The sequence below is a fragment of the Paenibacillus sp. CF095 genome (assembly GCF_900101225.1).
Taxonomy (GTDB): domain Bacteria; phylum Bacillota; class Bacilli; order Paenibacillales; family Paenibacillaceae; genus Paenibacillus.
The window spans coordinates 393181-414163 of sequence record NZ_FMZN01000003.1; the positions used below are offsets into that span (position 1 = coordinate 393181).

Here is a 20983-nt window from a genome sequence, read left to right on the forward strand (position 1 = left end):
TGTATGTATTGAATTATTCTTCGTCCATTTATAGTAATCTGTGCTTGTATGTTGATAGATATATTAATTAATGTTACATTGATAATAACTGAATAACTCTAAATTGCGAAGCACGCAATTATCCTAACCGAGGGATAATTGCGTGCTTTTTTTGTTTTTATTTGTAGTTTCAGTAAGGCAACAGCAAACGTTATTCAAAGTTTATCAATAAGACCAGAAAAGGTAGGGAGCGTGAGAGAGGCTAATCAAAAGGGGCATTTCAATTTTTATAAATGATGTTAATTTTAGCAGTTTAGTAAAGGTATGAGCGGTCCGATAGTGGTATTTCACATCATTCACATCGAGATAAAAACAGCTTGTACATACTCTTAAATCAAAGTCCAAGAACGGTGTATTACGTCTAAAAATGGTTTTGAAAACGAAATTTATGAAAAAAGGAGAGGATATAATGATTCGCAAATATCTGTACAAGTCCATCATTACCTTTTTCTGTTTTATTTTAATTACGGCTACTCTCAGCGATACACGTATGTATGCAACAAATATGTATCATTACGAAGCTTACAACGTTGTGAACGGAAGTAAAGGTGATGTTTTTATTTTGTCTACCACTGCTCCCGATGGTACATACCCAGATAATGGTATACACACTGATGGTTATTGGTATGTCAAAGATTCATTAGTAAATTCTACACCTGTAGCAACGATTACATCATCTGGTGACAAAACTTTGTATAACGATGGTGGAGAATTTAGTATTACTGGTACAGTGCAAGATGCAGATAATGATCCTGTTAACATTACTGCATCTGTAGGTGGTGTAACAAAGTCTATAGAAATAACAGATACTCAAACTACCAAGAACTGGAGTCTTACGTGGTCAGCGAAAGAGATACCTGTAGGTGTCTATGCTACTACAATGGTGTGGGTAACAGATTATACAACAGGAAGCGAATTGTATTATCAAGGTAAGCTCACCATACAACAGCAAATCTATTACTACTGGAGCAAATTTAGGGTAACTAAAACCTTACCTTACAGTTGGAGTACCTGGCAATTAACCGGCCAAGGTCCAAATGTTCCTGGGTTTTACACTGGGTTTACGGCAGATCCGGATATGAGAACTTCAAAAGTTCAAGGTACCTACTTTTATCATTTAAGTGCCGAACAACCGGTAGGCTACACCACTCACTTTAATGACCCGTATAATGTAATTAGATATACAAGGATCAGTGACAGTGCATATCAGCAAGGAGATCTATACTGGAGTGCTCAAGGTAGTCAGTCCACTAAGGGTTCTTTGATGGAAGCTAACATTAAGGCAACACAAAACACTTATCCGATAGATGGCATTCATACCGATGGGTACTGGTACACTAGAATTGGTCTAGTACCTAACACGAACCCAGGGATCAGTGTAACGCAGTCAGGCAATAAGTCTATTAACTTAAAATCGGGAAATGATACCTTTACACTTTCAGGTACTGTCTCTGATGCGGATAATGATACCGTAACCATTTCAGCAAGCATTGATGGGGTAGAAAAACAAGTAGTTGTAAGCCAAACGAAGGATGCTAAGGCGTGGTCTCTTGTCTGGCGTACATCCGAGTTTAGTCATAGCGGAACTTTCAGTAAGCCGGTTATTACAGTGGTGGACGGTAAGGGAGGAGTTTCTACAGTAACTTACACAGGAAATCTATCCGTAGATACAAAAGCTTTGTACTACTGGGATAAGTATAGTACAAAGAATCAGATAACAGGTTACAGGGAATCTAGAGGTACAACGTATAAAAGTGATATATCTAATATTTCTGGGTATAGAAACTACACTTTTAATAGTACTACCGGAGATTTCTCTGGTGTGGGTCAGTACGAAACGGCCCCAACTTACCCAACTTGGGCAGGTACTAGATTATTTGCAATAGGTTATAAAAGTATGACAGAGTATGAAGTTACTAATCTAGAGCAAACTCAAGTTACACGCTATGAAGCTGTAGCTAATACAACAGTAAAAGTTAAAGATACCTTGCAGCAGAGTAATATACTAGATATAGATAAAACCTATCCTGATGATGGTTTACACACCGATGGGTATTGGTATATCAAAAAGTCAACTACGAATATGCCGCCAGTACTTGTAGTAGAGAATTCTGATCAAATGATCGGTACCGCATCTAAGAAAATTAGTTTGAAGGGTACTGCATTTGACTCAGATGGAGATAAAATTACTATTTCAGCAACCTTGAATGGAATAACTAAATCAACCAGTGTTACTGGTTCAGGAGCTTGGCAACTTGATTGGTCTGTTAATGAAATACCAGAAGGAACGTATACCAATATTAAAATTAATGGAACGGATGGTAATCAAGGGACTGACGCAATAACATACAACGGGAGAGTCATATTCGATAAGATAGCTCCTGGAAAGCCAGAGGTAACCTTATCTGAAAACACATGGACAAACAAAGATGTGAAGCTGATAGCTAAGCACGGGGTCGATATTGGTAGTGGTGCGAATTACACGGAATATACGAGAGACGGAGAAACATGGAACCCGTACAATGAACCTGTAATCATCGGGGATTCTGGAGAATGGACATATCAGTTCCGTACAACGGATAAGGTAGGGAATGTTGGCCAACCAACGGAAGTCACTGTGCGAGTCGATAAGCAAGCACCCACAGCACCAGAGTTGAGTTTGTCTGAGGAATCCTATACACAAGATCCGGTAACGATTACCCTGAAGAATGGAATAGATGACCTGAGCGGGGTAGATCGGACCGAGATTAAAGTGGGGACAGGGAATTGGACAACATATAATGGGGAAATGATTGTCGATGAGGAAGGAGAAACGGATGTTTGGGCGCGGACGATTGATGTCGCTGGTAATATCAGTCCTAAAGCAACTGCAACGGTTCTCATCGATCGCACTGCACCGACAGAACCGAGTTATACTCTCACAGAGAGTCAATGGACAAACAAAGATGTGACATTCCACCTAACTGGTAGTCAAGATGCATCGGATGTATATTACGAGTACAAAATTGGCGATAGTCCTTACGTTAGGGGTAACAGTGCCTCCCTTACAGAATCAGGTGAGCATACAATTACAGCACGTGCCGTGGATGCAGTAGGCCTCATCAGTCCAGAAATTCATTTTGACATCCGAATTGATAATGAATTACCGCTTGTAGACTTTGTACCCAATGGACTTCAATGGTCTATGCAGGGGACCGATGTTCAAATTAAGGCATCTGATAGGTTGTCTGGTGTGATTGAACCAGTATATGTAGAAATTAGTCAAAGCGAACAACCGAGTGAAGCTTGGCAGGCAATGCCAGACAACGGCAAAGTTACCGTAGAGGGCAAAGAAGGTATCTGGTATGTGCATACACAAGTGAAGGACAAAGCTGGCAATACCGTTATACATACGTCCAACCCTTATCAAGTACAGACTGAACCTGATGAACCAATAATGGAAGCAACAGCGATTAGTGCTTCTGAAGTCAAACTAAGCTGGGATCTACCTGGCGGAAAGCGATACACATCAGGCTACACGTATACCATCAAAAACATGAATACCGGTACAGAGAAGATATTGGAGTATCCGGTTCATGAATACGTGGACCAACAGCTACAAGGTGGTCAAATTTATAACTATCAGTTGACGATTCGAAATCATGTCGGATCAGTGGAGATACAAGCCTCTGCATTAACATATCCAAGTAGCCCTGGAGTCGAGATCAGTCCTGTCTTTCGGACACCAGGAGAAATGTTGATCAACATAGATCCTGTACCGACTGCAACCGTTTATCGTCTGAAGTTGATTGATAACAACGGTCAGATCATAGAAAACGGATTAGTTGCAGGCACTCAAAAAGCATTAACAGGACTAATTCCAGGAACCAGCTACACAGTTCAAATATCAGCAATTAATGATAGTGGTGAGGGTTTGGCAACTAGTGTCGGATTTATAACCCTTCCGGAAACGCCAACTGGGTTCACAACTATCGAGATTAAAGAAGATAGTGTAAATTCAAAGTGGCAGAGCGCTACAACGGCAACCTATTATAATCTCTATCGGTTTAACGAACTCTTGTATAACGGGGCCGATCTAAACTACAAGGATGCAAGCTTAACCCCTGGAACAGAGTATGAATACGTAATCGCAGCTGAAAATGAAACGGGTGAAGGTGATGTCTCGGAACCTTTGAATGTAATGACATTGCCTGATCAGGATAATTCCCTAAAACTGAACAGTTTCAGTACGACTGGATTCACAGCGCAATGGAACGGCGTACCGAGTGGAATTATGTATCACCTTCACGTGTATGATCTGGAACAAAATCTGGTAGCCGAGTATCAAGGTCCAAATCTGGAATATACAGCTTCAGGACTTGAACCAGGAACGGAATACAGCGTGTCACTGGTGGCGTTCAATCGAACAGGTGCAGGGAAAGAGAAGATTGTAAGGACGGTTACATTACCGAGTAATGTTGAATCTGTACAAGTTACTGGGATTGGAGAAACGGAAGCGGAATTCAGTATTTCATCCGTGACGGGTGCAACTCATTATAAAATAGATCTGAATGGAGAAGAATTCCTGACGAATGATCTTAACTATGTTCTGTCACCGCTTCAAGGAAGCACAGAATATAGCGGGACCGTTCAAGCTGGTAATAGCTCCGGTTGGAGCAAACCGACATCATTCAGCTTTTTGACTAAACCTATGCGACCATCATTATTGACGGTGAGTACATTCAGTGAAACGGGGATGACATTAACCTGGGAGGAAGATAAAAAGGCATCTCGCTACTGGATCACGGATGAGCAAGGTAATGTAACGGATGTAACAGGATCAAAATTTAACGTTACGGACTTGCAACCAGGAACAGAATACCGCTTTAAAGTAGCAACCGAAAATGAGACTGGCATGAGTTCTGAATCTGAGATCGTGTGGAGTACCCGAACTGAAGCGCCAGAACTGGAACGAGTGGATGTACAAAATTCAGATGCAACATTGAGTTGGACTGAACCTCAGGGAGCATTGCGATACGAGATTACAGATAAAGCAACAGGTCAAGTGTATTACAGCGGTTCGGAACCTGTTGCACAGCTTACACAGTTGCAAGTGGGATATGTGTATAATTTAACGTTATCAGCATTCAATAAAACGGACCATGCGTCAAAAGGTGTACCTGTAAAACTGGTGACTCGTGCTGAATTGAAGAAAAGCAATGTCAAAATTACTGACGTGAAATCTCACTCAGTAACAATGGAAATCGTGACAGCAGGACAGGAAATCCAGGAGTACGCCATTTTACGAAATGGTGTGAAAATTACGAAGGTAGAAGCAGAAAGCCAAGTGAGCTATACAGATATAAAGGTGGAACCGGGTAAGTCATATGAATATGAGATTGTGCCAGTAAATGAGGGCGGCGAAGGAAAAGGTGTCAAACTAACTACTTTAACGGCAACAAAACCCGTGTTAGCTCCAGAGGTGAAATCGGGGGATGGTTGGGCAGAAATTAGTTTCCAAGCCGTAGATCAAGCAAATGAGTATGTGGTTCTGGATACGAATGGAACCGAATTGTGGCGTGGAGGTACCTTACTGATCCGTCTGGAAGGATTAGAACCAGGAATAAAAACTATGCTAAACATTGTGACAGAGAATGCAGCAGGGTATCCATCAGAACCGGTTTCAGTCCCTGTGTGGACCCTACCATCAGTGCCTACGGGTATTGAGTCTAGTGCTTCAGAGAGAGCCGTTACGCTCAACTTCAGCAATGTGATGAATACAAAAGATTTAACTGAATTTGTGATTTATAAAGCTGGGAAGGAAGTAGGACGTGTAGGTGCTGGGGAAAAATCCTGGACAGACAAAAATCTTACACCAAATACCAAGCATGTATACGAAGTGAGGGCTGTAAATCTTGGAGGAGAGAGTACGAAGGGGATTAAAGTGGAACAAATCACGAAACAGGAACAAACTGTAAATCCAGGTAGTCCTTCAGCTCCGACCCCTAACTCAAATCATGATCAAGATTCTAATAACCCTGAAAATGATAAACCTGATGATCATGTTAAAGGAGATCATCAGGATAATGAACAGTCTGGACCGGTATCGGGTGTGTTTAAGGATGTTTCCGATTCAAGTTTTGCTAAGAATGAAATCGAAACCTTAGCGAAAGATGGTGTAATAAAAGGCATTAGCACAAATGCGTTTGCTCCGAATAAACAGATCACACGTATGGAATTTGCAGCATTAATTGTGCGTGTCCTAAACGTAAATCCGGATGAATCCATAACAATGACTTTCCTGGATGTTAAAGATAATGCATGGTATAGTGCAGAACTAAACGCAGCTATTGTTAATGGTATTGCAAAAGGATTCAATAGCAATGAATTCCGACCGAATGCTGTAGTTAATCGAGAACAGGCAGCCAAGATGATCGTCAATGTGTTGATTAAGAAAGGTGTAGCAGCTTCAACTACAGTTCAACCATTCTCTGATGATTTGGATATTGCAGTATGGGCATTAGATGATGTAAAAATGGCAACCGAGCAGAAATTCGTACAAGGGTATCCGGACAATACATTCCGTCCGAAACACGGATTGACACGTGCTGAGGCAGCTGTAATGATCTACCGTTTACGTGATCATTTAAATTCAATTCTAAAGTGAAAGAATAAGCTATACAAACAACAATAATTTGATTAGCTTGAATGCGTGAATCTTTAGAAAACGGCTGGTACAGTCTGTCTCGTAGAGTCGGACGATAATTGAATAGTTCACACAACTTAGGACGGCGATGAAGCCGTCCTATTTGTCTATTCCGAGGTGTCACCTTTCAGAATGCCCATACGTTGCTTTGGTCTTTTGTACCGGGGGATATAAACAAGACTTTAAAAATCTTCCCCTAGTCTTTTATAAAGAACAGATTTTCACTTTAGTGAGTACCTATTTGAAGAAAGTCACTCCTGTGTTTGATTATATTTAACAAGAAGCTACTAAGAAAGAAGAGAATTAATATGAAGGGATTGGAAATAACTTCAATCCAGAGTGAATTGATATTACAGAGGTCGCTGAACGAGCAAGAGAATTACGACAGAGGCATTGGGAAAAAGGACATGAATATGTTCCTATCCCCAATTAGGAAATTTGCTTTTAATTTATAAAACCAACCTTAGGGTAGCGATGTGCATAGCCCAGAATACAATAAATATATGGAGGCAAGGTTAACATTGGAAAGTTTTTCATTTAGAAAATATTCCAATGTTATGGTATAACTCTTCTTGCTGTCAAAAAATAGACAAGGGGATACAACATGAAAAAGAAACACAAATTTTGGAATAAGGTAATTAGCTTAATTATTGCTGGTTCCTTAATCTCTACATCATCTCTCAATAATACCACTGCTTGGGGGAGTCCCTCAGCCGAAAGATCAACGCTTCAAGAAAGCAACGCTTCCGACGATTCTAACTTGTCGTCCAACAACACCCCAAAAGAAATCGCTTCGCTTCGAAGTGAGAAGTCGAAGACATTCGCAAATGAAAATGGAACGTACACAACTCAAATCTCTGAAACTCCTATTCACTATCAAGATTCCTCAAATCAAGAGTGGAAGCCTATTGATAACCGTTTAAATACGACGAGTCAAACGGCTTACAATAACGATCATGAATTCAAAGTAGAAATGAACAAGAAACATTCTGTTTCTGATAATTTGGTAGAGATCAAAGAGGATAAATTCAGCATTGGTTTAAACCCCATAGCGGAAACAAATTCGGTAACAACTACGCAAAGCATCTCTAGCACAAAGCCGGCAGGGATTGTTAAGAATAATGTAATGACGTATAAGGGACTTTATCCCGATACTGATTTAATCTATACCCTGGGAAACGATAGACTCAAAGAAGAGCTTAAACTCAGCAAAAAGCCGACAGGAAAAAAGTCAGTGATTTACTCCTTTGCCTTAACTCTAGGTAATCTGGATTATCGCCAGGAACAGGATGGCTCCGTTTCCTTGATTAACCCATCTACTGGCGATATTGAATATATCATCGATAAACCGTTGATGTATGACTCTTTTATACCCGAAGGTTATCAGCAGGTAGCGGGAGTTAATGCTTACCCTGAAGAATCTCTTTCCTACGATATTCACTATGAATTGAAAGAGAAAAAGGGACAGTTATACATCGACGTGATCCCCAGTATCGCATGGCTTAATGATGCGTCCCGTGTATACCCAGTCACCATCGATCCGACCATTGTTAAATTTCAACCGACATACCGCTTAGCGGATACCAATATACGTAGTGCTTTTCCCAAACAAACTGGAGCAACCGACACGACACTAGGGGTAGGTCTATATAAAGACACTACTAGCTCTAATGTCATCCGTTCTCTTATTCAGTTTGACACATCGACCATCCCACAGGGGGCAAAGGTGTTAACGGCTGACTTGAATCTCTGGTTAGCGTCCGTTTCAAATAATACTAATGTAGATATCACACTAAATAGTGTCAATACAGCATGGACGGAATATTCTGCATCCTGGATGTATGCAGATGCTACGAACTTGTGGAGTAAGCAGGGTGGAGATTTCAATGCTTCGCAGGTCGCTACAACTGCTGTCGGACCGTTAACATCACTTTCAGCAAACTATAAGTGGTCCTTGCCTGCCAATATGCTAGAAAAGTGGATCAATGACCCCACAACAAACAAAGGTTTTATGTTGAAAAGCAATTCAGAAACAACAAACAGCTACAAGAAGTTTATATCCGGTGATGACACGGCCAATCCCGATTACACACCGCTTTTAAGCGTGACATACACCTCTGCTAGCCGACTTGGTCTAAAAGATTATTGGACATATGATAGTCATCCGATAGCTAACGGAACTAGTTATACGAATTTGGGCACGGGGAACAATATCATCCAGTTCAATGATTATTCCTTAACGGGTAGAGGAGATACCTCCGTAGACTTCATGCGGACATATAACTCAAAATCTAGCGAATCTTCACCGTTTGGCTACGGATGGTATTATACGGGTGGTGAAACCATCGTAGATGCATACAAAACCGGAGACGTATTGTTTACAGACCACACTGGAGCTGCTTATGAATTTAAATATAACGCAACAAACAATACGTATACACCTTCAGCGGGCGATTATCTGACACTAAAAAAGGTGAAAAGTAGCTCAGGGGCCACGACGGGTTATGACTTAACGGACAAACATGGATACCTGATGCATTTCGATACGGTTTCTAACGATGATCAAGTAAGCATCACTCAAGCCAAACTCAGTTATGAACAAGATATGCATGGAAACCGAATTACGTATAAACGGAATGGGGACGGAGCACTTACGGGTATAGAGGACCCATCAGGACGTACCATTGCATTTGAATATACTTCAGATGGGTTAGTTGATTATGCCATGCTAGAAGGGCGTAAAACGGATTATACGTATCAGAATGGAAAGTTAGTCACTGTAGATCAGTATAGTGAGGATGGCACTTATAGCCGAACACAGTTTAGTTATGGTGGAAATTACATTAAAACCATTTTTGACCCGAATAATCGATTAACCACGTATACCTATGATCAAGAGTACTTGGTTAAAGTGCAGGAACCTTCAACCGTTTCGGTTACAGATGCAAGTGACCGGCCGGCAACCCAGTACAAATATGACACCACTGCACGTACAGCAGACGTAACAAATGCAAACGGCCATACGACAAACTATACGCTGAACGCTAACTTTGTGGCGGAGAAAATCCAAGATGCCAAGGGTGAAATCACTCAGTTTGTCCTAGATGCAAACTATAATGTCAAGAAAGTAACCAATCCAGATGGAACTGTTGCTGAGCAGACATATGATAGTAAAGGTAATGTTCTAACTCAAATCGATGAGGTTGGAAATGTTACAACTTATGAGTACAATGACCTGAATCATGTTCTCAAAGAAATTGATCCTAGACAACATGTTACCAATTACTCGTATACCGCAGCTGGTGATTTGGAAACCATCGTGGATGCCAAGCAAAATGTTACGCGTTATGAATATGACGCCTATGGAAACTTAAAAAAGACGACGTATCCAGACCAATCAATAGAAACGTACAGCTACGATGATAAAGGTAACGATATCAAATCGGTAATTGATGCAGCAGGGAACACAACAACAGTAACAACAGATGCGGTTGGGAATATGACCGCAAATACCGACGGAAATAACAATCGTACTGATTACCATTATGATAAGTTAAATCGCCTGAAATCAGTAATTGATCCCAAGCAAAAAGAGACAACGTATGAGTATGATACAGCCGGAAACTTGACTAAAACGATTAATCCAAAACAGGCTGTAGTTCAGTATGAATACAATGGTCAAAATCAGTTAATGAAAAAGACCGATGCCATTGGCAAGGTGACTGATAACAAATATGATTCAAATGGCAACCTAATGGAGACCACGACTCCTAATGGGAACACAATCTCTTCAACATTCACAGCTTTGGATCAACTCAAAACTATAAGTATAGATGGGCAACAAAAGTGGTCTTATGAATATGATGAAAATGGGTTACTTGTCAATGTAAACAATGGTGCTCGTTCCTTCACGTATAAGTCTGACGGATTGCCTGAAACAGAGGTAGATAGAGGACATCAAAAGTCGTATAACTATAATGCAAATAGTGGACTTCAGGAGCTCTCATATGCAACTGGTGTACATTCGTCTACTGTAAGTTATGATTACACGGAGTTAGATCAAGTCAAAAGCATTAGCAAGGATAATCAAAACCTCATTTCTTATCAGTACAATGATATGGCTGCAATGGAACAAACCGATCGGGCAAACGGAATTGTAACCAAGGCTGACTACGATACTGGGGAACAGTTGCGCACTTACGGTGATTACTCCAGCACAGGAAGTGTACTTCGCGAGTACGAATACACGTATGACTCTAATGAGAATGTAAAGACAATTCATTCAGAATTAGGTGATACAGCGTATGAGTACGATGCGCTTAACCAACTCGAACAAGAAACTCTACCCGATGGTACAACAATTAAATACCAATATGACGACGTGGGTAATCGGAAACAAAAAGTCGTTGTCACCAATGGGCAGGAGCAAACCACTGTATATGAGCATAATAACGCCAATCAATTAACTTCTGTTAATGGACAATCTTATCAATATGACAATAATGGAAACCTATTAAACGATGGAAAACAAACGTATATATATGATGCACTGGATCAATTAATTGAAGTGCAAGATCAATCTGGTCAGAGAATACAACACTATAGTTATGATGAACAAGGGCGACGTATCCAGTCCATTGGTCAGTCCGGAACGACGAATTTCTTCTATGATGGCGATAAAGTCATCTATGAAACGGATGGAAGTAACAAAACACTTCGAGAGTATACGTGGGATGATAGTGGAAGTCCGGTAGCAATGACTAAAGATGGACTGAACTATTATTACCACTTAAACGGTCATGGAGATGTCGTTAGTTTAACGGATCAAACTGGTAACGAAGTAGCTCAGTATGAATATGACGCATGGGGCAATATTTTAAATCAGAGTGGCTCGCTTGCGGATGAAAACCCGTACCGTTATGCTAGTTATAGATACAATGCAAAAACTGGTTTATATTATCTGATGTCCAGAAACTACGATCCGAAACTAGGCTCCTTTATTTCATTAGACGCGGAACAAGATTCAGATCTGGATAATCCGCTGAATCGAAATGGGTACAGCTATGGATTGAATAATCCAGTTACATTCGTAGATGATGATGGAAATAATCCATTCATTATTTTTGTTATTGTATTCGTAATTAAAGTAGTTGCTAAAAAGACTGTAAAAGCAGTGGTTAAGAAAACTGCTAAAAAAGCAATTTATAAATCTCTTAAAAAAGGGACTAGTGGAACAGCTAAGAAAGTATCTTATGCTGGTAAGAAAACAACGAACAAGCTTCCAGCTAAGGAACAAAAACCATACTCATATGCTGATAGAATAGATGAAGATGGTAAACTTGTTCAAAGAAGATTTTATGACAAAAATGGAAATGCAAAAAAAGATATTGACTATACGAATCATGGGAATTCTAAAGAACATCCAAAAGTCCCTCATACCCATGATTGGGATTGGAATAAACAGAAACCTAGAAGCCCTTGGAGATAATGTGAAAGGAGAAACAGTATGTACAGTTATGAAGAGTTTATTGAGGATTTAAATCTTGGACATGAAGTTGAGTTTGACTTAAACAATGTCCACTTTTTAATCAGTTATAATGAAGATGGATGGTATTGTGTTAAACAAAATGAAGAAGTTCAACTTAGATATGACTCTGTGGAACAGTTAATATCAAAATCCAAAATTGAGGGCAAAACAATAAAGGAGTTATGGAACCATATTATCGTGACTAGTGTATTTTGATGATTCTCTAGGGGAAATAACATATTCCGTTGAAAGTCGCTATTTTTTAGCGGCTTTTTTGTTTTATCGTTACAAGTTCGTGTTCCGAGCCAAGGACAAGAACTCCCTCGAAGCAATCCAGTTTTCCCACTCAGATTCATGAATTCTGGGTGAGGGTGATTTGCTTAAAATTATACTTGTGACGGCTTGATTTTTGGTATAATGGAACTGAAGAAAGAATGGAGTTGTCTGTTATGGATTTACTGGATCCCAGAGTAGATTTTGTTTTCAAACGTATTTTTGGCAGTGAAAATAACAAAGACGTATTGCTGGCATTTTTAAACCGAGTCCTTACTGAAACTGGTGATCCGCCGCTTTCAGAGATCATTTTAATGAACCCATACACGGATAAGGATGATCCGCTTGATAAGCAATCCATTTTTGATGTTTATGCCAAAACGTCAGAGGGAAAACTAATTGACATTGAAATGCAATTATTCAATAAATACGATATTGAGAAACGGACATTATTTTATTGGAGCAAACGATATTCCAGTCAACTTCATGAAGGTGAAAAGTATCAGGAGTTGAAAAAATGTGTTACTATCAATATTTTAAACTATGCTTTTTTAGAAAATCATGAATATCATAATACATTCCATCTCAGGGAAGATCGAACGGGTTTAACGCTTATTGACGATATCGAGATTCATTTTCTGGAATTACCTAAATTAGATGACGTGATCCCTTCACAAGGTGGACTTGAGAATTGGTTGTTGTTTTTGAAGGGTGTGGATACTACACATTGGGAGGTGCTGAAGATGAACGAACCAGGATTAGAGAAGGCTATGGATACCTTACAATTTTTGAGCCAGGATTCAGAAGCTCGTCGTTTGTACGAAGCACGTCAGAAGTATTTGCATGACGAAGCCTCGATGCTTGAAGGGGCTCGAAAAGCAGGTATTACAGAAGTGGCCAAAAATATGCTGAAACTTAATTTGGATTTAGCTACGATTGCCAAGGTGACTGGTTTATCTGAACAGGAGATTATACAATTGAAGAGATAAAGAAAAATGAGGTGAAAACAAAAAAAAGTAATCAAATCAAGTCGCTAATTAGCGACTTTTTCTATTTAGAACACTGAGAGGAATTGAATTTTTCGTATTATCGGGAGTAATGGTAGAAAATGCAGTCTAGTCGTGAAGATAGATAGATCTAAAAAGACAGGGCTAAACTACGACCTTATCCTGTTGTTCTACTGGGGGGAACTGAGGTTTAATTACTTATGAGATCGACCTCGATGTAAAACGATTATGTTGTTATTGGGTAAAAGGTCAAAACTTGTACCTCCAAAATAAAAAAAGTGTTTTTGGTGTTTTTCTTGTTTGCTTACTTCATATGGAACCGTCTGGTAACTTCCACAGACTTTATTTCTGAGGTCCGAACTCCGGACAACATGAATATTTTAAGGTGATTTAGACCATACATATCTTGAAAAAACTAATGAATATTAAGATATTCGTCATCTGGTAAAAGAAAATTTAAAACAAATGATTTATCCCGACGGAAGCAAACAACGTTCAAATATGATAGCAACAGCAACCGTACTTCCATGACTGGTCCATTAGAATAAGGTCTACAATGAAACGGCTTATTTCAGTAGGCACGTCCCAGATTATCCCGAATAAACAGTAAAATCTTTGCTCGGAAAGCTTAACACAATAAACCCAAGGCCCTTTAGAACAAGATAAAGGGTCTTGGGTTATTTATTTAAATAAAATAAAACGGGGATGTCTCTGCAATGCCGTAGTCTTCAGAACAGGTTCATCTGATTTACTGCTGCAAGTGTGAATTATCAGCCCATAACCGGCTCCGGTGTGGGTGCGGCTACGCGCGGATACATTTGACGCATAAAGTTTTTATCCGTTTCCGACAGGGTGGTGTTGAACGGCGTACCTCTTCCGTCGCAGGTCAATTCACCCGGGAAAGGATACAGCATGATTGAGTTGGGGTCAAATTCAGTGAAGTTTGTATTTAAGGGGTTTTCTTTATCCAATACATTGTGTCTTGTTGTCTCCTCGTCCCAGTCGCTTCTACGGAAATGCTCCAGAACAGCTTGTTCGTTCCAGCAGATATCAGACGATGGACTCTGGTGCTCATGAATACATCCCAGGGCATGGCCGAATTCATGCATGACGGTTCTTTCGAACTCCGACTCCTCGGTATCATGGTCAAACCAGCCGAAATTCATGGTTGCCCCCGTATTGAATAACAGCGCATCCGTCCCTACGGCCGAGTAGGCTTTCTCTTTGTCGAGAAAGGTAATCCGGATCTCCGCCTCCCGGTGATCGCCGAAATCAAAGGTAATATTTGCGTAATTTTCCCATTCCTTGGCCCAACGGATGACCTTGGCCTGAATCGCAGGCTCTCCGTCCAGAAAGCGGACGCGTAGCGTTCTGCCGTTTCGCCACAGTTTTCGGACTACAAGTGCCATCTCAGGGCCGACTTCATTGCGGGCAGTCATGTTCTCCAAGGCGTCGGCTTCAAGTTCAAGAGAGCCGGCATTATCTGCCCGTTCTTTTATTGCGATGGACACGGCTTCGTTGTTTTTGTCAGCAGGGGGTTTCAAGATGACACAAATCTTCAATGCGTTCTGCGGTTCGGTCATTGACGTTACTCCTTTTCGTAATGAGTATTTTTTAACCAATCTATATTATGAACCAAGGATCACCCGGTATCCGGATTAACTTTTGGAAAATCGGCAAATGCACTGCAATGGCTTAACACGTTAACAAAAAAAGGAGTGGATGATATGAAAAGATGCTCAAATAATAACCACGCAGCTAAAAGCTGAAATTTGTTACAAGAGGTGAATCATGTCAACGTTTGTAGGCAATGCAGATGACGTACAGCTGCCTCCGGTCGAAATGGTAAGTGTGCGGCAGCATGTGAAAGAAATCCCGAAAGGCGTGCAGATGATCCAGGCCCCGCAATACTGGGAACAAGGGAATTATGGCAAGGGAGTTATGATAGCAGTCCTGGATACCGGCTGTGATGCCGAACATCCCGATTTACGCGAGCGGATTATGGGCGGTAAGAACTTCACCGATGATGACGATGGAATTCCTCGCGTGTACAAGGACTACAACGGACACGGAACGCATGTGGCCGGGATTATCGCTGCGACGAAAAATGGGGACGGCGTGGTCGGCATTGCTCCCGAAGCGGGGCTGCTGATTCTGAAAGTTCTCAACCGTCAAGGGCGCGGAAGACCGGAATGGATTGCCCAGGCGATTCATTATGCGATTGACCAAAATGTACAGATCATCTCGATGTCATTGTCTTTTGCAACTGACCACAGAGGGATTCATGACGCGGTTAAGCGTGCAGTGGACAACGATATTATTGTCGTGTGTGCAGCCGGAAATACGGGAAAAGAAGAGTTTCGTTATCCGGCCGGGTTCAATGAATCGACTTCAGTAGGAGCCATTAATTTCAACTCTGATTCGGCACCATTCCTGACGATGAACAATGAAATTGATCTGCTAGCTCCGGGTGTGGACATCAAGTCGACGTATCCGCTGGAGCTAGCGGAGGATAAGTCCATCCCCTACAAAATCCTTTCCGGCACTTCGATGGCTGCACCGCATGTAGCCGGGGCATTGGCGCTGCTAATCAATAGCTGCCAAAGTGCGGAACAGTTTAACCGACAGTTGACCGAGCCGGAGCTTTACGCCCAATTGACGAAGCGGACGATTCCGCTGGGAAGACCGAAATCCGTTGAAGGTAACGGTCTGTTGTATCTTACCGCCGACGAGCTGCTGGAGGAACATTTACGGCAACACCCGGTCAATGTCAGTGAATATGCCTAATCTAGAAGAGCAAAAATGCCGGATAACGAAAATATGTACAAATAGTCGATTGGAGTGAAATTAGATGGCTGATACATTGCATAATATGGTGAGCGGTAAAGGAGAAGTTATGGATGCCGCTACCAATACAGCGGCTGAGTCGGCGCAGACCGAAGCTTTTCAAGGCACGGGTATGCTCCCCAATGGGGGAACGGCGGAGGCAGATATCGAAGACAAAAAACTTCCATCGATTGAGTCGCTGCTATTTGTGAATAAAGAGGACGTCTGCCAGCTTGATGAGAGGCTTAGAGTAATGGATACGGCGAAATTCTCCTGGTCCGCGGTCTGCCGGTTAATTATTACACTGGATGATGGACGTCAGGGCGTTGGGACGGGGTGGCTATGTGGTCCGGGTACGGTGATTACTGCGGGGCATTGTGTATTTGACAGCGAAACTAGAAAATGGCATAAATCGATAGTTGTCATTCCAGGTAAAGATGACAGACGCGAACCTTATGGACGGTTCACCGTTACAACCGAGCATTTCTGGTCCGTCAATGGCTGGGTTCAAGATGGGAATCAAGAATATGACTATGGGGCAATCATTCTAAATTCTACCATAGGCAACAACACTGGCTATTTTGGCTTCAGGTATGATCCTAATGACACTATCAATCAAAAGCCTATATTGAATACAGGCTATCCTTCCGATAAAAATGGCACACAGTGGTACATGAAGGGGATTGTCGATAACGTGCAGACGCGAAAAGTATACTACAAACTGGACACAATGGGCGGTAATAGCGGAGGTCCGGTATGTCTAGGTGAGACTAATCAAGTCATTTGTATTCACGCTTACGGCGGTTGTGCTGCCAATGGCAGTAACTCCGGCACCCGGATTGACCGTGAGGTGTACGCCAATGTGCTGAAATGGAAGGAAGCCGGCGCATCTCCCCAAGCATCCGCAGAATCAGGACAAGACACGGTAAAGGTATGAGTCGGGCATCGGCATCTGGGTGCATGCCCGAGAACAGACGCGAGCTGATCGTTATATCAGACCCTGGTGTATTAAATCCTCCTGAAATCTCCTTGATTCAGCCGCTGCCTACAGTCCATACGCTATAGTCTGAATTGTCTGCGGAGATGGGAGAATCCTTTCAACTGCTTCCGTTATTTGCGCGGGAACAGGAAGCTGAGACTGTTGAAATGACCGCTGAGATGGCCGAGGCCAAGGCAGGATTGCACATCTTCTACAGGGTCGACGCTCCCGATGATAAATTGGATCATATTGCGGAGAAATTGCGTCAAGACAGCCGAATTCAAGGTGCTTATGTGCGGCCTGAACCGGAAATGCCTCGCCCAGTAGCAGTGGAAACGGAGAAGGATGTATCCCTCTTGCCGTCAGCTACTCCGGATTTCGGCGAACGGCAAGGTTATTTAAATGCAGCACCGACAGGGATTGACGCGTATTATGCCTGGACCATGCCCGGAGGTTATGGTAACAGAGTGCGGTTCATTGGGATGAAACATTCACATGAGGATTTGCAGGTCAATGAGCAAGGTAGCATTGGTACGGGGAATGACTATAACGATCAAGGAACTACTGTGCTTGGGCTGATGGGCGGGGATCACGATTCAAAGGGATTAGAGGGATTTGCCCCGAGGCCCGCATAATTGGCATTGCCTGGAACGAAAGCTGCGTGCTCTCCGGGGGTAGCTCCAACGTACTGCTAGATTCTTGAATCGGGGAGTGAAAAAGGGACGGCAAATTCGCCGTCCTTTTCACATGAAAGGCTTATTACCAATTAAGTGATTATATAAAAGGAGAGGTTCTAAGACCGAAGTCCCGTGAAATAGATACGGCAGACAAGTGTCTAGATATTCCGTGGGAAGATCTGCTCTAGGAATCGAAATCGTCCAGCTGCCACTTGTCTTCCTAACGTAACCGGGTGCTGGATCAAAATTGGCTAGGAACTTTAAGGTGAAGAAGGCCATCTGGAGTGGAGGCAAAGGCCTGAAATATACAAAGTCAATTTTCTTATATAAGAATCGGTGGGCAATCAAAATTTTTAGCATTCCGGCGAATACTAATTTAACCCTAGTTTAGATAGAATTATTTTTTTATTGTAAAATTTTGAAAAATAAATATAATAGTAAATTGTTATATATTAAAAATTACTTATAGGGGAGCGAGAAAGTGATTTCAAAAAAAGTAGCTTTATGTATAGTCTTTATACTATGTTTACAGCTGGTCTTATCTAGTACATATGTAAGCGAGGCAAAAGGCATTGTATCCAACGAACAAGAAGTTCAAGAAGAACAAGAACCAAAGGAAAATGAGGAGATCTTGAGGGCAAAAGAAACAGCCCATAATAAATCGGATATACAAGAGATATCAGATTCTTACACAGCTCAATTAAATAAATGGAAGAAAGAATTTCCTGATTATGAGCCTCAGAAAACGCCACAGAACAAATCACTTCTTCAGTCAAAATTAGCAGTGCCTTCCATGATTAAATCCTCACATGAAAATGAGGTTTATAAACTCCAGCCCAAATATTTAACCAATAATTTTTCATTTTCAATGATGGCTTCAACCATTACTAATGGAAATACAGTTACAACCATGGGGAACTTTCGAAAGCCTTCGGATCTCAGCGGGATGAGTTGGGAATCTATAGATCACTATAGTCATCCAGATTTAAAATATCCAACGGATAGTAACTTTTCAAACGTCACTTTAAGTTACAGTTACTATCTTTACGGAAACTTACCAGAGATGAATTCCGTCCTTGCGCCTGCGCTTACGATTGAGACGAACACTGGTGAAATTTATTACGCTCGATTGTGGAACTATGTGACCAATCGGCCTCAGGATGATTGGGAACAAGAGAATAATATTATATTTCCTGCAGGTAGAGTAGCTGGTGCTGCTAGTGGCACACAAGGAAATATAACTATCGATTTTAATAATCTTTATGCAGGCTGGCAACCTTACCAGAAAGAATATAATATCATCACTCATGAAGATGGAACAAAGGAATATATTGAAAAATGGGTTAAGAATCCAGAATGGAATAAAATCCCTGTTGGTGATATCAAAAAAATTATGTGGGCTTATGTTCCAACAGAATACGATGGAACAGCAGCCGATGATTATTTATCGGATTCTGAAAAGTTCATGGTTAAAATGACCAACTGGAATGTGTCAGGTAATGATTATTTGGGCAAAGAGCCTACGGCTCGGCCTGGGCAAGATCTTCGCATTACTGATGATTATGATGATATCTACAATTTGACCCCCGAACGAGTCGTATCAGACTATCACAAGTTGGGCTTTAACGGGTATGTGACTATGTATGTGGGTGCTTCACATTACTATGACAAAAAGTATTCAAATGGAGCAATGGAAGTCATTACGGATTATCCATTCAATTCAGGATTTGAACAGTGGTATGACAACTATATTAAGAGATTGAGTGAGCATGATTTCAAGCTTATCAATTCTATTTCTATGGAAAGTGTTGATGCGCCTGCTGACTGGTGGCAACGCACGTGGGACAACACACCAGCTACAAGTGGATGGGTGCCCGTTCCTCATTTATTGAGTTTTACAAATCCAGAAGTACAGAAATTCTATAAAAAATATGTATTAGAACTAGCAAGAATGTCTGTTAAAAATGGAATGGAGCCAATGATCCAGGAGGGAGAGCCTTGGTGGTGGTTCATGGAAGGTTTAAAGGATAAACCGCCCACATTTTATGATAAGGCGACGAAAGAACTTTACCAAAAAGAGACGGGTAAACGTATGTATGAATTTAAGTCTAGTTTGGAATCAATTAAAGGTCATGAGGATATGCTTTATTGGTTGAGGAATAAAAACGGTGAGTTTACATTAATGCTGAGAGACGCAGTAAAAAAAGTTTACCCTGATGCAAAGTTTACCGTGTTGTTCTTTACTCCTTCTGTAGTTGACCGGGATAGAGTACCTCAAATGATGAGTATCGTTAACTTCCCTTATAAACAGTGGAAGTATCCAAATCTAGATTTTTTCATGCTCGAAGATTACGATTATCTGATCTATGACCAAAAGGATAAACATATCAAATCGTTGACTTATGTACAATCCCATCTCAAATACCCCGTTGAACTCATACATTATTTTGCAGGTTTTGTTAACGACGTCGAGCATTTACATGTTTGGGACAATATTAATCAGGCTATAAATGATGGTTTTAATCAAGGTTTTGGTGAAGTTTATGTTTGGGCTTATGCACAAGTAAAACGGGATGGGTGGATATTGCCAGACTTGATCAAAGTCAATAAACCCACAGGTTTGTACGAAAAACCATTTAACCTAACACTTTCAACAACGGCAGACAAGATCTTATATACCATTGATGGCTCGAAACCTACTTTAAACCATGGAACAGTCTATACTCAACCCATTCATATTTCGGGTTCAACAGATATAAATGCTGCTGTTGTTAAAAATGGACAGATTACACAAATCTACAACTTCACCTATGATATCGGGATAAAAAAATATGAATATGATGCGTTTAATAGGATCATTTCTGAAAGATTTGCTAAAGATGAAAAGCTCTATATCATAGACTATATTTTTGATGCGCTTGGTAACATGATAAAAACGGATCGTATTATTATTGATAATAATTAGGGGAT

At 41.1% G+C, this 20983-nt stretch carries 9 protein-coding genes; 8 read left to right on the forward strand and 1 reads right to left on the reverse strand.

From position 1 onward, the window contains the following. Window positions 1–448 precede the first annotated feature (448 nt). The 4 genes from BLS69_RS23800 to BLS69_RS23815 all read left to right on the forward strand — a co-directional run bounded on the left by BLS69_RS23800 (window position 449) and on the right by BLS69_RS23815 (window position 13513). Window positions 449–6685: a fibronectin type III domain-containing protein gene (locus BLS69_RS23800; protein ID WP_176872981.1), complete on the forward strand. Its 6237-nt coding sequence runs from the start codon at window positions 449–451 to the stop codon at window positions 6683–6685. 643 nt (window positions 6686–7328) lie between these two features. Next, on the forward strand, window positions 7329–12212 hold the full coding sequence (locus tag BLS69_RS23805; RefSeq protein ID WP_091037189.1) for a DNRLRE domain-containing protein: 4884 nt from the start codon (window positions 7329–7331) through the stop codon (window positions 12210–12212). A gap of 18 nt (window positions 12213–12230) precedes the next feature. After that, window positions 12231–12467, forward strand: coding sequence for a hypothetical protein (locus BLS69_RS23810; protein ID WP_091037192.1), 237 nt, complete (start codon window positions 12231–12233; stop codon window positions 12465–12467). Window positions 12468–12700: 233 nt separating this feature from the next. Next, window positions 12701–13513 carry an Rpn family recombination-promoting nuclease/putative transposase gene (locus BLS69_RS23815; protein ID WP_256332405.1) on the forward strand — a complete coding sequence of 271 codons (813 nt, stop codon included), beginning with the start codon at window positions 12701–12703 and terminating at the stop codon, window positions 13511–13513. 788 nt (window positions 13514–14301) lie between these two features. Here the strand turns inward: BLS69_RS23815 and BLS69_RS23820 are convergent. Beyond that, window positions 14302–15114 carry a M12 family metallopeptidase gene (locus BLS69_RS23820; protein ID WP_091037197.1) on the reverse strand — a complete coding sequence of 271 codons (813 nt, stop codon included), beginning with the start codon at window positions 15112–15114 and terminating at the stop codon, window positions 14302–14304. A gap of 208 nt (window positions 15115–15322) precedes the next feature. Here BLS69_RS23820 and BLS69_RS23825 point away from each other — a divergent pair, with 208 nt between their 5' ends. The 4 genes from BLS69_RS23825 (at window position 15323) to BLS69_RS23840 (ending at window position 20978) form a co-directional block, all read left to right on the forward strand. After that, on the forward strand, window positions 15323–16318 hold the full coding sequence (locus BLS69_RS23825; protein WP_091037199.1) for a S8 family peptidase: 996 nt from the start codon (window positions 15323–15325) through the stop codon (window positions 16316–16318). Window positions 16319–16382: 64 nt separating this feature from the next. After that, window positions 16383–17294: a trypsin-like serine peptidase gene (locus BLS69_RS23830; protein ID WP_091037205.1), complete on the forward strand. Its 912-nt coding sequence runs from the start codon at window positions 16383–16385 to the stop codon at window positions 17292–17294. 146 nt (window positions 17295–17440) lie between these two features. Next, window positions 17441–17971 carry a S8/S53 family peptidase gene (locus tag BLS69_RS23835; RefSeq protein WP_091037207.1) on the forward strand — a complete coding sequence of 177 codons (531 nt, stop codon included), beginning with the start codon at window positions 17441–17443 and terminating at the stop codon, window positions 17969–17971. Window positions 17972–18494: 523 nt separating this feature from the next. Further along, window positions 18495–20978, forward strand: a complete 2484-nt coding sequence (locus tag BLS69_RS23840; protein ID WP_256332406.1) for a chitobiase/beta-hexosaminidase C-terminal domain-containing protein — start codon at window positions 18495–18497, stop codon at window positions 20976–20978. Window positions 20979–20983 lie beyond the last annotated feature (5 nt).